This is a genomic window from Coriobacteriaceae bacterium, from assembly GCA_025992855.1.
In the GTDB taxonomy this organism is placed as follows: Bacteria; Actinomycetota; Coriobacteriia; order Coriobacteriales; family Coriobacteriaceae; genus Collinsella.
In genome coordinates, this window is record DAJPGB010000001.1 from 844,975 (window position 1) to 858,015 (window position 13,041).

Below are 13,041 nucleotides of genomic sequence, written 5' to 3' on the forward strand. Positions count from 1 at the left end.
TCTTTCTCGATTACTCGAATCGAATTCCTTCTTCAGCCCCGTCTGCGTTCTACGGCAGGCGGGGCTTTCAGTTGTCGCATATGTTCGTCTGGTTTAACGTATGATATTGTATGAGTAGTGTCATACAGGAGGTTGAGATGAGCGCATCGGTTTTGAGTGTCCGGGTCGACGCTTCGGTCAAGGAATCCTTTGCCCAACTTTGCGAGGAGCTCGGCATGACGTCCTCGGTGGCAGTCAACATGTTCATGCGCCAAATGCTCCGCGAGCGTTCGCTTCCCTTTACTCCCTCGCTTTCATCCGATAAAGACCGGAAGAAAGCTGGTATTTTGACGATTGACGAAATCAAAGATGCCGTTTCTTGTGCTGCGAATGCGCGGAAAGCGATTCGGTCAGTCACGCTGTTCGGCTCGTATGCCAGACGAGAAGCGAATGCCGATAGCGATATCGACCTGCGTATAGAGGTCGACCCCGATGCGGCATTCGGGTTGTTCGCCCTTTCCTCGTTCGCGGAGGAGATCAAAGAAGCCACGGGCAAGCAGGTTGACGTCCTTTCGAGTGAACGCTTGCGAGAAGACATTGCGCAGGCCATCGAGAGGGAGGGTGTGGTGCTGTATGTTCGCCCGTAAATCAGATGCGTTGCGCGCCCAGGAGATTCTCGAGGCGATTGATGAGACGACCGAGGGAATCAAAGCGTTCGGTGTGACGGAAGACGAGTTCCTCCACGCGGATGACATCAAGGCCAGGACGCTCGCCGATTCTCTCCTTATGTGTGCCCTTAGGGTGACGGAGGAGGCGGGTAAGCTGTCCGAGAAGGCGCAGCGACTGCATCTCGAGATTGAGTGGCGCGGTATCATCGGGATGCGTAACTATCTTGCCCATGATTACGGCAACGTTGATCGCGCCGTGGTTTGGGACGCGGTGACATCGGAGTTTCCCGCTCTTGCGGCGGCCTGCCGGCAGATTATCGAGGAATCTTAAACGGGCTGCCCTTGCGGTTTTGGTGCATGCAAACCTGACCCCTTTGCACCAGTCGATAGATAGCAAAAAGCGGCGGCCGTCCCGTGTTGGGGCGGCCGCCGCTTGCGTTCGCTGCGATGGGTCGTGCGATTAGAGCCCCAGGAGCTCCTTGACCTTGGCGATGATTGCCTCGTCGGTGGCGTTGGCGAAGAAGTACTCCTGGAAGTGCTCGCCAGCCAGGGCGCCCTTGACCAGATCCTGGTCGATCTCGCCCAGGACGTCGACGAGCGGACGCATGGTCACAGCGCGGACGCCGTCGAGGATCTTCTTGTTGCGCTGCTCGGGCTCAACACGCTCGGCAGGATAGCCGTTGCCGGAACCGAAGCCAAAGAGCTTCTCGAAGGTGTACTCGAGGTTGAGCTCCTGGCCCCAGCCGTTCTTGAGGGCGAAGGGCATGGCGACGGCGTTACCGTCGTTGACCTGGGCGAAGGTGTAGGCATCAAGCGGGTCGGCGACATGGCCGCAGAGCACGCCGGGGAAGGAGTTGCAGGCGAGCATGGCGCCCTCGCCGGTGCCGCAGCCGGTCACGACATAGTCGGCAGCGCCGGAGTTGAGCAGCACGGCGGCAAGGATGCCGTTCTGAACGTAGGTGAGCGGCTTGGAGTCGGCATCGGCATACATACCGTAGTTAAAGACGGTGTGGCCCATGGGCTCGACGACCTTCTTAAGGGCAGCCTCGATCATGGGGTTCTTGGAGTTCTGAGAATTCTCGTTGATGAGAGCGATCTTCATTGCGAAATACCTTTCCTATTTCTAACTTGCGGTGGGATACAGACTGTTTTGCCTGAAAGAAGCCAAAATTAATCCCTATTTCACCGCAACTTTTGAACGAACGATTGGGCGAGACCCAATGTGGGCAGTTGTGGCGAGGGCGCGTGAGGTGCGTCAGCTCGCCGCGAAAGAGGAGGGCATAGGCCTTTTGGCCATGCCCGACGAATGAGCCGCGAGATGGCGTGGCTCACGCGGCCGCAGCCTACTGGGGCTGCTTGCCGATGTATGCGAGGATGCCGCCGTCGACGTAGAGGATGTGGCCGTTGACGAAGTTCGAAGCGTCGGAAGCCAGGAACACGGCGGGGCCCTTCAGGTCCTCGGGCGTGCCCCAACGGGAGGCCGGGGTCTTGGCGATGATGAACTGGTCAAACGGGTGACGGCTGCCGTCGGGCTGCGTCTCGCGCAGCGGCGCGGTCTGCGGCGTGGCGATATAGCCAGGCCCAATGCCGTTGCACTGGATGTTGGCCTCGCCAAACTCGGAGCAGATGTTCTTGGTGAGCATCTTCAGACCGCCCTTGGCGGCGGCGTAGCCGGCGATGGTCTCGCGGCCGAGCTCGCTCATCATCGAGCAGATGTTGATGATCTTGCCGTGACCCTTGGCGATCATGCCGGGCAGGCAGGCCTTGGACACGATGAACGGGGCGTTAAGGTCGATGTCGACGACGCGACGGAAGTCCTCGGCGCTCATGTCGAGCATGGGGGTGCGCTGGATAACACCAGCGTTGTTGACCAGGATGTCGGGCGTGGTGCCAAAATCGGCCTCGATCTTGGCGACGAGCTCGGCGACAACGGCCTCGTCGGTGACGTCGGCCACGTAGCCGTGAGCCTCAAAGCCCAGCTCGCGGTAGTGCTTCTCGGCCTCGGCGACCTTGTCGGCGTGGCGTGCGTTAAAGGCGATCTTGGCGCCGGCCTCGCCGAGCGCCTCGGTAATGGCCATGCCAATGCCATAGGTGGCGCCGGTTACGAGCGCGACCTTGCCATCCAGGCGGAAGCTGTCCATAAGATCAGACATAGCGATCCTTTCAAAAGAAACGTTCATCTATATAAGTCTTGCTTCTAATACAAGCTCAGTATAGGAGAAGTGAAGGAATTAACGCCCCTATTCTCCTAAAAATAGGTGAACGTTCACTTTTAAAAGGTGAACGGTTGAAATTGGTTGTTGCGATGCCCTCTACTCGCTTTTCGCCTGCGCGCCTTCCGCGATCATGTTGCGGTTGTAGACCAGGTGCAGATACATGGCATCGTGCGCGGCGGTGGGGTTGCGCGCCTCGATGGCGTCGGCCACGCCGCGGTGCGTGCGGATGGTCTCCTCGACGAGCTTTTTGCCCGTAACGTCGATAAAGAGGGGGACGGATGCCTTGAGCACGCCCATCAGACGGGGAACGACGAGGTTTCCGCCATTCAGGGTGGCTACATGGAGTAGCGCCCGTACGCATCGAATTTTCCCTCTCATAGATGCGTGGCACAAAGAGCCCCGAGTTCATACGAGCTCGGGGCTCTTTTCGTCTGGATTGCAGACGTATCGCCAGACGAAAGTGTGTTACGTCTGGCGCAAAACCGTACGAAAACGCAATTTGCGTCTTAAATCAGGACGCAAATCAAGACGAAAACCGTTTACGTCTGGCTTAAATCCGTACGCAAACGGTTTTCGTCTTGCAGGGCAGTTGCCGCTTCTACAGTTCAACTTCCAGTTCGGCTTTGTGTTCGTTGAGGTAGTCGCGCATGTAGGGGATGGCAAATGAGACCTTGCCGTACGAGGGAGCCTCAATGATTGACTCTCTCAGCAGGCGACTGCGGATGGAACTTACCTGTTGAGGTGTCTTGTTTAAGTCATCGGCAACCATGCTGGTCGAGCTCGTCTGCCCCAAAGATGCCATGCTCAGCAGATAAGCGATGCACGTGGGTGGAATGCGCTGCAGCGCGGGCTCGATTACCATGGCGCAGAAGCGTTCGCGCGCTGTTGCGATGCCTCGCTTTGCCTCTTCCTCTCCAATAACAGTTGTATGGGCGCGTCTTGCTAGCTGCCATGCGTAATATCCAACGAGTTGGATCATGAAAGGATAGCCTTGCGTTGCCTCGGCAAGTTGCCCGGCAATACCCGGCTGCAACTCCATGCCTGATGCTTCGATAGTCTCTTCGAGTGAGTACGACACTTCGGTTACCGCCACAGCCTTCAGGTCAAAGGGGAGGGCGCGGCGCAAAAACGTAAGCGTCTTTCCGTTGATGACGCTTTCTATCATCGAGGGCAGCCCTGCAAAAACGAAGGCGATATCAAGATCCTCGCCGATAACCTGCTGAATCGCAATGGAGAGCGTTCGGACCTCATCGAGTTCTGCGTCTTGAACCTCGTCGAGGGTGATGAGCAGGCCATTTCCATTCTTGGATATAGCCTGCCTCATGGCGTCGCGTAGCGATGGGCCGATTCGCTCAATGTCTATGCTGCCGATGGATACGCCAGCTACGGTGGGCTCAAATCTGGCGTGTTTTGCCTGGAGTTTGGGCTGCAGCTGTTCGAGAATACGCTGGCAAAGCCCCTCGGTTGCGACCTCTTTTATGACCGTCCAACCATGGCTTTGCGCCAAACGTGAGCACTCGTCAAGGAGGACCGTCTTGCCCGTTCCACGGACGCCGGCTATGCGCATTAGGCGCCCCGGGGCACCAGGCCCGTTGACGAGGCCTTCATTGAATTCCTCGAGTACATCTTCGCGGCCGATAATCGTAGGAGGTGTTTTACCTGCCGTGGGCTTAAAAGGGTTTGTTTGCATGTGAGCCACCTTTGCTCAAGATATAGCAAGATATAGCAAAGTATAGCAAGATATAGCAAAGTATAGTGAGATATAGCAAAGTATAGTGAGATATAGCAACATATAGTGCTGCTCGCGGGTCCTTGCGGTGGCGCTATTTTCCGAATGCTGCGCGGATAAAGCGCTGGGCGAACAGCTTGTTGGCGACGTTGATGACGTGGCCCAGGAACAGTGCCGAGATGGCGGTCGTGACGCCAAAGCCGCCCAGGTTGTGCATAAAGACCAGCGACAGCGCGAGCGAGGCGGCGACGTGCGAGCAATCGAATACGACCTTCACATCGCCAAAGCGGCGTTTGAGCTTTTCGGCAATGACCTGCACCAAGCCGTCGGGCGCATTGGGAACGACGCCCATGTTGACGACGAGGCTTACACCAAACGCGGTGATGGCAAGCGAGAGCAGCATGGTTACGACTTGTGCCGGCAGCGCGGTGGGGTGCAGGGGGTTAACGGTCATAAAGAAGTCGGTAAAGCCACCGATCAGTGTTGAGAAAAAGAGCTCGAGCAAAATGCGCGGCTGAAACTCGCGGCGCAAGATAGCTGCCTGTGCGGCGATGTAGGCGACGTAGGTCGCGGTGATCCAAAAGCCAAGCGTCTTGCCGGTGAGCATGGACAGTGTCGTGGCAAAACAGGTGAGTGCGGCAACGCCCAGGCCCGATGCGGTTTGGATACTCATGCCGAGGGCGAGCGTCGCGACACCTGCTAAATACATCAGCATTCTGATGACGGTATGGCACCAATCGATCTTCTCGCCATTCATGATGATGAGCGGTCGCATGCTGCTGCCCGTCCTTTCGGTTGTGAAGAAAAAGGCTGACCTGGGCCGGCAGAAGAGGGTTATCGGAGGCACTGCTGTATAAGCAGAAAAGCCGGCCCCAAGGTCAGTCGTCTAGGAAATGTCTCGCTGTGCCGGAATGGGACTGAAGGGCCAACGAGACGGGAGGAAAGCAAATGACATAGCGTGGGCAATAGGATGCCAAGATGGTAGGGTGCGTCTTAGCATCCTATTGCCCACGCTTAACGAAATCGGTTTCGTTTGAGCCTTAGTATACGCACGGGATTCTATTTGCAAGAGAAAAATAATAAAAAGGTGAACGTTCACCTAATTGCAACAACTCCTTGGCGGTATCATGACAAAGACATGCTCGAAACCGATTTCGCAACGGTTGGAGAGCGCATTGTTCGTTCGTCGTAGATTGCCGGGCAGCTTGGTCGCGCTCGCCAGTCGCATTGCGGCGAACGTCTTCACCCAGATCGAAAGGATCACCATGGAACAGCACACCGATTGCTCGTACTGCATGTGCGGGACCGACAACACGCTCGTCGATGCCTTTGGCATCCCCATGCTCGACCTGCCCGCCAGCAAGCTTATCCTGTTTAAGGAGCAGAGCCACAAGGGCCGCGTGATTGTGGCCTCCAAGCAGCACGTCGACGACATCTCCTGCATGTCCGAGGAGGACGCCGCTGCCTTTATGGCCGATGTCCGCCATGTCGCCGCCGCGCTGCACAAGGCGTTCAACCCCGACAAGATCAACTTTGGTGCCTACGGCGACACCATGCATCACCTGCACGTGCACATCGTCCCCAAGTACAAGGACGACACGTTTGAGTTTGGCGACGTGTTCGCCATGAACCCCGGCCGCGTCACGCTCGAGCCGGCTCAGTACGACGAGATCGCCCAGGCAATCATCGCCAACCTGTAAAGCCACTTCGTCCCCCATAAGTTGCGGTGAAATACGGACTGTTTTGCGGCTTAGCTGGCTGCAATAGTCCGTATTTCACCGCAACTTATGGGGGAGCGGGGGATGCGATAGTATTACGTGTTGGTATTCGACTAACCGAGGACATATCCGAGGGCTTTATGGAACAGCACCAGCATTATCAGAGTCTGCAAGACCAGGCATACAACGCATTGCGCTCCAAGATCATCTATGCCGAGCTCAAGCCCGGCACGCGCCTTTCGGCGATTGGTCTGGAAAAAGAGACGGGGATCGGGCGCACGCCCATCCGCGAGTCCTTTGTGCGCCTGCGCGAGCAAGAGCTGGTGGAAACGCGTCCCAAGAGCGGTACCTATGTCTCAAAGATCAGCATGGAGCGTGCCGAGAACGCCTGCTTTTTGCGCGAGAAGCTCGAGAGAAGCGTGCTGATCAAATGCTGCTCGGCTGCCACGCCCGAGCAAAAGCGCCGGCTTGAGCAGATTCTCGCCGAGTCCGAGTCGCTCGACCACAGCGAGACGCGTCGCTTCTTTGATCTGGACAACCTATTCCACGAGACGTGCTTTGAGATTGCCGGCCGCCATATGCTGTGGGATTGGATGAAGAGCATCAACACGCATTTTGAGCGGTATAACTGGCTGCGCGCGGTGTCTCAGGATCTGGACTGGGAACCGATTCGTCGGCAGCATCGTCGAATTCTTGAGGCCATTAAAGAGGGCGATACCGATGCAGCGAGCTATCTGGCGCAGACGCATCTGCATCTGATGCCCGAAGAGCAGGGTCCGGTTATCGCCCTGCATCCAGATTACTTTGAGCTGCCCAAAGGCTCGTCCATTTAATCTATCCCCTCATAAGTTGCGGTGAAATAGGGATTGTTTTGCGGCCCAGGTGGCGCAAACAGTCCCTATTTCACCGCAACTGCGTTGGGGCATGGCCGGGGCACAAAGATGCGGTGTCGTTTGGAGGAACAGACCGGAAGCAAGGGGTCGATTCCTCCAGACGGCACCGCATTTGTTTTGGCGCTCTGGGCTATGTTGAAGAGGTTAATCGGTCAAGAAAAAGCGGCTCGGGGGCGTGTCGCTTCCGTCACGTTCTATCAGCATACAAGACGGTTTCGGTTCTTGTCCGTGACGGAAACGGCACGCTTCCGAGCCGCTTCAAAAATGGGGGGTGCGGTCTAGGCCGCACCCCTAACGATAGAGAGCTAGGTCTAGGCGCGGACCTTCTTGACGACGTCCATGGCCTCGCGGGCGATCTGCTCGACCTTGGAGAAGTCGCCGTCGGCGAACAGGGCCGGCTTGACCATCCAAGTGCCACCGCAGGCGATGATGGCGGAGGAGCTCAGGTACTCCTCGACGTTTGCGGTGCTCACGCCGCCGGTGGGCATAAAGCGGTGACCGACAAACGGAGCAGCGAGGGCCTTGATGGTATTGAGGCCGCCGTACTGGGCTGCCGGGAAGAACTTGGTGACCTTGAGGCCCAGGTTGACGGCAGCGGTGACCTCGGAGGGGGTCACCGTGCCGGGCAGCACGGGCAGGTCGATGTCGATGCAGTGCTTGACGACGTCCTCGTTGTAGCCCGGGGAGACGATGAACTTGGCACCGGCGGCACGGGCCTGCTCAACCTGCTCGACGGTCAGGACGGTGCCGGCGCCCACGCACATCTCGGGCTCGGCCTCGGCCATAGCGGCGATGCACTCGGCAGCGCAAGCGGTGCGGAAGGTGACCTCGGCGGACTTCATGCCAGCGGCCATCAGGGCGTGAGCGAGCGGAGCGGCGTCCTCGACCTTGTCGAGCACGACGACCGGCACGATGCCCAGGGACTCAAGCGTGGTGTAGAACTGATCGAACATGATGTTCCTTTCGATGTGCGGCGCGCGAGTGCGCGTAATTGCTAAAAGGGCTGGTCATGAGCCGGTTTCGGACTGGTTATCGGAGGCACTGCTTGGGGTCACAAGCAATTCCAAAACCGGCTGCGCGACCAGTCGTGTAGGAAATGCCAGGCAAAACCGGAATGGGACTGGTGGTTTTGCCCGACCGGAAGAATCGGGGAGCGGGCTGCAGAGGTATGGGTATGGGAAACTGCAGCCCGCGGAATGGGGAACGAATTAACGGGCGACGCGGGTGCCACCGTCGGCAGCGTTGGCCACAGCGGCGATCTCATCGGCGGTCACCAGGTTGGAATCGCCCTTGATGGTGAGCTTGAGGATCGAGGCCGCGATGGCGTAGTTGACGGCGTCCTGCGGGTCGAAGTCGTTGATGAGGGCATGGACGAGGCCGGCGTTGAAAGCGTCGCCGGCGGCAACGCCCTCGAGCACGTGCACATCGTGAGCAGGGGAGAACCAGTGCTCGCCGCTCTCGGCGTCATAGAGCATGCCCATCCAGATGGAGCGCTCGACGCAGGAGATGTTGCGGACGACCGAGGCGACCTTCTTGCAGCCGTACTCGGCGCAGATCTGACGGGCCATCTCGACGTAGGTGTCGCGCTCCTCGATGCCGTGGGCAAGGGAGCCGGAGACGCAGGTCATACCGAGGCCGGCAGGTGCGTCCTCGTCGTTGGCGATGCAGATGTCGACGAGCGGCAGGAGCTCCTTCATGGTTGCCTGCGACTTCTCGGGCGACCACATCTTGCCGCGGTAGTTAACGTCGCACACGGTGGTGATGCCCTTGGCGCGGCAAGCGGTGAGAGCGTCCTTGCAGGCGGCAGCCATCTCGTCGGAGACGGCGGGCGTCACGCCAGAGAAGTAGAAGACGTCGATGCCCTTGAGGATCTCGTCCCAGTCAAAGACGTCGCGCTTGGCCATGTTGATGGCGGAGTACTTGCGGTCGTAGACGCAGCCGTTGCCGCGCTGCGAGGCACCGACCTCAAACACATAGGAGCCAAGACGGTCGCCCTGACGCACGACGCGCGTGGTGTCGACGTCGTAGACCTTCAGCGAGCGCAGGGCGCACTCGCCCAGGCGGTTGGCCGGAACGACGGAAACGTAAGCGGCCTTGTCGCCCTGATAGGCCAGGGAAAGCGCGGTGTTGGCCTCGGCGCCGCCGTAGCGGACGTCGAACTCGGTGGCCTGCTCAATACGCAGGTGATCTTTGGGCGAGAGCCTCATCATAATCTCGCCGAAGGTAAGAACCGTTTTACCCATGGTCGCGTAGCTCCTTCTTGACTGTGCGTACACCTTTGATATGGCGTTGGCACGGAGGTGCCAAGACGGTAGGGTGCATCTTTGCACCTCCGTGCCAACGCTTACCGAAATCGGTTTACGAAATCGGTTTCGTTTCGAGTTGTAGTATACTCACCTACAACGTATTGCAAGCGAGATTTTTAAAAAAATGCCTAAAATGGCTAAGATTGCCGACACATGGGAAACGGGGTGCGCCATGGCGCAGATGAGAATCAAAGACATTGCCGCCGAGGCGGGGGTGAGCCCGGCCACCGTTTCGCGCTATCTCAACAACCGCCCCGGGCAGATGACCGAGGATACCCGTGCCCGCATCGCCGAGGTCATCGAGCGCACGGGCTATCGTCCCCGTGCCGCCGCGCGCAACCTGCGCAGCTCGCGCACCAACCTCATCGGCGTCATCCTCGCCGACATCGCCAACCCGTTCTCGAGCGCCATGCTCGAGGGCCTTTCCGCCAGCGCCGCCGCGCGCGGCTGCTCGCTCATGACGGCCATCAGCGGCAACGACCCCGCCAAAGAGGCCGAGTCGCTCACTAGGCTCATCGATGCGGGCGTGGATGGCTTGGTCGTCAACACCTGCGGCGGCAACGACGCGGCGATCGCCACGGCTGCGGGGCGCCTGCCGGTCGTGCTGCTCGACCGCGACATCGAGGACGGCGGCATCGACCTGGTGACGTCTAACAACCGCGAGCTCGTCGCCGGCCTGGTCGACGCCCTGGCTGCCGCGGGTAGCGAGCGTCTGTGCCTGCTCACCGAGGCAAGCGACGACAGCCCCGTCCGTCGCGAGCGTGCCGAGGCCTTTACCGATGAGCTCTCGCGTCGCGGTCTTGCCGGCGAGGTCGTCACGCTGGCCGACGGCGGCGCTGAGGGCATCAGCCGTCTGGACGAGGCCATTCGCGATTATGCGGGTAAAAAGCTCGGCCTTATCGCCGTAAACGGCTTGGTCTTCTTGCGCCTGACCGAGGCGCTGGCCCAGCTTGGCCCCTCGCTGCCGGCGGGCCTCAAGATCGCGACGTTCGACGACTATCCCTGGAACCACGTGCTCTTTGGCGGCGTGACCACGGCCGCGCAGGACACCCTGGCGATTGCCGAGCGCGTTGTCGAGCGCCTGTCCGAGCGCATCGATGTCGTCACCACCACGGTGGGCGAGGCCGCAAGGCTCGCGCCCAAGCACATCGAGATCCCCGGCCACATCGAGTCCCGAGCCTCCACGTCGCGCTAGGCCACCGACCAGCACTCGCCTGCTCGCGCACGTTTTTTGAGCGCCGGACACGCTTTAACCCTGCGGAAACATTTTTCTGCGATAGTATCTGCGATATAGAACAGTCGAAACCCGCCCGAAAGAAAGGGGAGCGACATGAACCAGCAGAACATCGATTACGTACTCCGCTCTGTAGAGCAGCGTGACATCCGCTTTGTGCGTCTGTGGTTTGTCGACATTCTCGGTCGCCTCAAGAACTTTGCCATCAGCCCCGAGGACCTCGAGGTCGCTTTTGAGGAGGGCATTGGCTTTGACGGCTCGGCTATCGAGGGCTTTGCCACGCCCGAGGAAGCCGACATGCTCGCGTTCCCCGATGCCTCGACCTTCCAGATTCTGCCGTGGCGCCCGAGCCATAACGGCGTCGCCCGCGTGTTCTGCGACGTGTGCACTCCCGATCGCAAGCCTTTCGCCGGCGATCCGCGCGATGCCCTGCGCCGTATGTTCCACAAGGCCGAGAAGGCCGGCTACCTGCTCAACGTGGGCGCCGAGCTGGAGTATTACTACTTCCCCGACGAGCGCACGCCCGAGCCGCTCGACAACGTTGGCTACTTTGACCTTTCGGTGAGCGACGCCGCCCGCGACCTGCGCCGCAACACGGTCCTTACGCTCGAGAAGATGTCCGTGCCCGTGGAGTACACCTTCCACGCCGCCGGCCGCTCGCAGCACGGCATGAGCCTGCGCCATGCCGAGGCCCTGAGCATGTCCGACGCCATCACCACGGCCAAGCTCATCATTAAGCAGCAGGCCTACGAGAGCGGCTGCCACGCTTCCTTTATGCCCAAGCCGCTGGCGGGCGAGGACGGCAGCGCCATGTTCCTGTGCCAGTCGCTGTTCGACCACGACGGCAACAACGTCTTTTGGGGCGAGGACGACGAGAGGTACCATCTCTCCGACGTCGCCAAGCACTACATGGCCGGCATCCTGGCGCACGCGCGCGAGATCAGCGCCATCACCAACCCCACCGTCAACTCGTATAAGCGCATCACCACCGGTGGCGACTCCGTGCCGCAGTACGCCACGTGGGGCCTGCGCAACCGCGCGAGCATGGTCCGCATCCCGGTCTACAAGCCCGGCAAGCAGCTGTCCACGCGCATCGAGCTTCGCAGCCCCGACCCCATGGCCAACCCGTACCTGGTCAACACCGTCACGCTGGCGGCTGGTCTCGATGGCATCGAGCGCAAGCTGGAGCTTCCGCCCGAGGCCACGGCCGAGACGCTCAAGCTCAACGGTCGCCAGATGCTCGAGGCAGGCTACACGCCGCTGCCGCGCTCGCTCAAAGAGGCACTTGACGTGTTTGAGGACTCGCAGTTTATGAAGGATGCCCTCGGCGAGCACATCCACAGCTTCTTCCTTAAAAAGAAGCGCGACGAGTGGCATAAGTTCGAGTCCACGATCACCGAGTGGGAGATCAAGCACTACCTGGCGAACTCCTAATCGCGCTGGCTTGTCCCAGTACGATTGAGCTCATTTCTTTGGAGGCCGATATGTCCGAAAAGAGTGCCCTGTTCATGGCGCGCACGACGCGCTTCCACGAGTTTGCCCGCAGCCTGACGACCACCCTGGGTGTCGAGGTGAGCCTGGCCACTCCCGATTCGCCGACTGCGGCGCACGACTTTGACCTGCTGATCCTCGATTCCGACGGCATCCGCAGCGACCGTATCGATCAGATTGCCAAGTGGCTCGACGATCGCGGCGGCGTTCCCATGCTGGTGATTGTCGACGACGAGGCGCTCGGCACCCTGCGCCTGCCGAATCACGCGCATGCCGACTTCGTATGCCCCACGGCGACGCCCAACGAGCTCAAAGCTCGTGCGCAGCGCCTGATGGGCGAGGAGGAGACCGTCACCGCCGACGATGTGCTCAACATCGATAACCTCGAGATCAACCTGGCCACCTACCAGGTGACGCTCGACGATGAGCCCATCGACCTGACGCTGATGGAGTACTCGCTGCTGAGCTTTTTGGCGACGCATCCTAACCGCGCCTACAGCCGCGAAGTGCTGCTGCACCGCGTATGGGGCTTCGAGTACTGCGGCGGCACGCGTACCGTCGACGTGCACATCCGACGCATCCGCTCCAAGGTGGGCCCGCAGATCGCGGCGCACATCACCACCGTCCGCGGCGTGGGCTATCTGTTTAAGGACTAGATTTCCACCATAAAGGGGACAGGCACCTTTTGTGGTGGTTTTACCGCAGGTACGGGTCCCTTTCGGGTTTGCAACAGTACTTAAGCCTTCCTAAAAGATTGCGTTCTCATACACGTGCACCCGCATATTGGGGTACAACTCAACGTGAACA

14 protein-coding genes are annotated in these 13,041 nt (G+C 59.6%); 7 read left to right on the forward strand and 7 right to left on the reverse strand.

The annotated features are described in order from the left end of the window. Nucleotides 1-137: 137 nt before the first annotated feature. Entirely contained in the window at nt 138-626 is a 489-nt protein-coding gene (locus OIL88_03495) for a type II toxin-antitoxin system RelB/DinJ family antitoxin (GenBank protein ID HJI71435.1), read from the forward strand. Continuing rightward, nucleotides 613-978 carry a DUF86 domain-containing protein gene (locus tag OIL88_03500; protein ID HJI71436.1) on the forward strand — a complete coding sequence of 122 codons (366 nt, stop codon included), beginning with the start codon at nt 613-615 and terminating at the stop codon, nt 976-978. The genes OIL88_03495 and OIL88_03500 overlap by 14 nt, the downstream gene beginning before the upstream one ends. Before the next feature lie 129 nt (nt 979-1,107). On the opposite strand, the gene OIL88_03505 is transcribed toward OIL88_03500, so the two are convergent. From OIL88_03505 to OIL88_03525, 5 genes are all read right to left on the reverse strand, one after another. Next, the gene (locus tag OIL88_03505) at nt 1,108-1,749 is read right to left on the reverse strand and encodes an RpiB/LacA/LacB family sugar-phosphate isomerase (GenBank protein HJI71437.1); all 642 of its coding nucleotides are present in this window, start codon (nt 1,747-1,749) and stop codon (nt 1,108-1,110) included. Between the two features lie 241 nt (nt 1,750-1,990). Next, entirely contained in the window at nt 1,991-2,800 is an 810-nt protein-coding gene (locus tag OIL88_03510; protein HJI71438.1) for a gluconate 5-dehydrogenase, read from the reverse strand. A gap of 159 nt (nt 2,801-2,959) precedes the next feature. Next, nucleotides 2,960-3,241, reverse strand: a complete 282-nt coding sequence (locus OIL88_03515; protein HJI71439.1) for an FCD domain-containing protein — start codon at nt 3,239-3,241, stop codon at nt 2,960-2,962. Between the two features lie 220 nt (nt 3,242-3,461). Then, nucleotides 3,462-4,553, reverse strand: coding sequence for an ATP-binding protein (locus tag OIL88_03520; protein HJI71440.1), 1,092 nt, complete (start codon nt 4,551-4,553; stop codon nt 3,462-3,464). A 133-nt stretch (nt 4,554-4,686) separates the two neighbouring features. Then, a complete protein-coding gene (locus OIL88_03525; protein ID HJI71441.1) occupies nt 4,687-5,367 on the reverse strand; it encodes a DUF6198 family protein in 681 nt (226 codons plus the stop codon). Nucleotides 5,368-5,857: 490 nt separating this feature from the next. Here OIL88_03525 and OIL88_03530 point away from each other — a divergent pair, with 490 nt between their 5' ends. Both OIL88_03530 and OIL88_03535 read left to right on the forward strand, forming a co-directional pair. After that, the gene (locus OIL88_03530; protein HJI71442.1) at nt 5,858-6,292 is read left to right on the forward strand and encodes an HIT family protein; all 435 of its coding nucleotides are present in this window, start codon (nt 5,858-5,860) and stop codon (nt 6,290-6,292) included. Between the two features lie 158 nt (nt 6,293-6,450). Further along, nucleotides 6,451-7,143 carry a GntR family transcriptional regulator gene (locus OIL88_03535; GenBank protein ID HJI71443.1) on the forward strand — a complete coding sequence of 231 codons (693 nt, stop codon included), beginning with the start codon at nt 6,451-6,453 and terminating at the stop codon, nt 7,141-7,143. 371 nt (nt 7,144-7,514) lie between these two features. On the opposite strand, the gene eda is transcribed toward OIL88_03535, so the two are convergent. Then, nucleotides 7,515-8,156: a bifunctional 4-hydroxy-2-oxoglutarate aldolase/2-dehydro-3-deoxy-phosphogluconate aldolase gene (gene eda / locus OIL88_03540; GenBank protein ID HJI71444.1), complete on the reverse strand. Its 642-nt coding sequence runs from the start codon at nt 8,154-8,156 to the stop codon at nt 7,515-7,517. Nucleotides 8,157-8,411: 255 nt separating this feature from the next. Continuing rightward, nucleotides 8,412-9,446: a sugar kinase gene (locus OIL88_03545; protein ID HJI71445.1), complete on the reverse strand. Its 1,035-nt coding sequence runs from the start codon at nt 9,444-9,446 to the stop codon at nt 8,412-8,414. 235 nt (nt 9,447-9,681) lie between these two features. Between OIL88_03545 and OIL88_03550 the strand changes: the two genes are divergently transcribed. The 3 genes from OIL88_03550 (at nt 9,682) to OIL88_03560 (ending at nt 12,890) form a co-directional block, all read left to right on the forward strand. After that, a complete protein-coding gene (locus tag OIL88_03550; GenBank protein HJI71446.1) occupies nt 9,682-10,704 on the forward strand; it encodes a LacI family DNA-binding transcriptional regulator in 1,023 nt (340 codons plus the stop codon). Between the two features lie 135 nt (nt 10,705-10,839). After that, nucleotides 10,840-12,177 (forward strand): glutamine synthetase family protein, encoded by a 1,338-nt coding sequence (locus OIL88_03555; protein ID HJI71447.1) that lies wholly within the window; start codon nt 10,840-10,842, stop codon nt 12,175-12,177. Nucleotides 12,178-12,227: 50 nt separating this feature from the next. After that, a complete protein-coding gene (locus OIL88_03560) occupies nt 12,228-12,890 on the forward strand; it encodes a response regulator transcription factor (protein HJI71448.1) in 663 nt (220 codons plus the stop codon). Nucleotides 12,891-13,041 lie beyond the last annotated feature (151 nt).

Coding starts and splice junctions, on each gene's coding strand:
- eda (HJI71444.1), bottom strand. CDS start 8,156: ATGTTCGATCAGTTCTACACCACGCTTGAGTCCCTGGGCATCGTGCCG.
- OIL88_03515 (HJI71439.1), bottom strand. CDS start 3,241: ATGAGAGGGAAAATTCGATGCGTACGGGCGCTACTCCATGTAGCCACC.
- OIL88_03520 (HJI71440.1), bottom strand. CDS start 4,553: ATGCAAACAAACCCTTTTAAGCCCACGGCAGGTAAAACACCTCCTACG.
- OIL88_03550 (HJI71446.1), top strand. CDS start 9,682: ATGGCGCAGATGAGAATCAAAGACATTGCCGCCGAGGCGGGGGTGAGC.
- OIL88_03505 (HJI71437.1), bottom strand. CDS start 1,749: ATGAAGATCGCTCTCATCAACGAGAATTCTCAGAACTCCAAGAACCCC.
- OIL88_03535 (HJI71443.1), top strand. CDS start 6,451: ATGGAACAGCACCAGCATTATCAGAGTCTGCAAGACCAGGCATACAAC.
- OIL88_03560 (HJI71448.1), top strand. CDS start 12,228: ATGTCCGAAAAGAGTGCCCTGTTCATGGCGCGCACGACGCGCTTCCAC.
- OIL88_03495 (HJI71435.1), top strand. CDS start 138: ATGAGCGCATCGGTTTTGAGTGTCCGGGTCGACGCTTCGGTCAAGGAA.
- OIL88_03545 (HJI71445.1), bottom strand. CDS start 9,446: ATGGGTAAAACGGTTCTTACCTTCGGCGAGATTATGATGAGGCTCTCG.
- OIL88_03510 (HJI71438.1), bottom strand. CDS start 2,800: ATGTCTGATCTTATGGACAGCTTCCGCCTGGATGGCAAGGTCGCGCTC.
- OIL88_03500 (HJI71436.1), top strand. CDS start 613: ATGTTCGCCCGTAAATCAGATGCGTTGCGCGCCCAGGAGATTCTCGAG.
- OIL88_03525 (HJI71441.1), bottom strand. CDS start 5,367: ATGCGACCGCTCATCATCATGAATGGCGAGAAGATCGATTGGTGCCAT.
- OIL88_03555 (HJI71447.1), top strand. CDS start 10,840: ATGAACCAGCAGAACATCGATTACGTACTCCGCTCTGTAGAGCAGCGT.
- OIL88_03530 (HJI71442.1), top strand. CDS start 5,858: ATGGAACAGCACACCGATTGCTCGTACTGCATGTGCGGGACCGACAAC.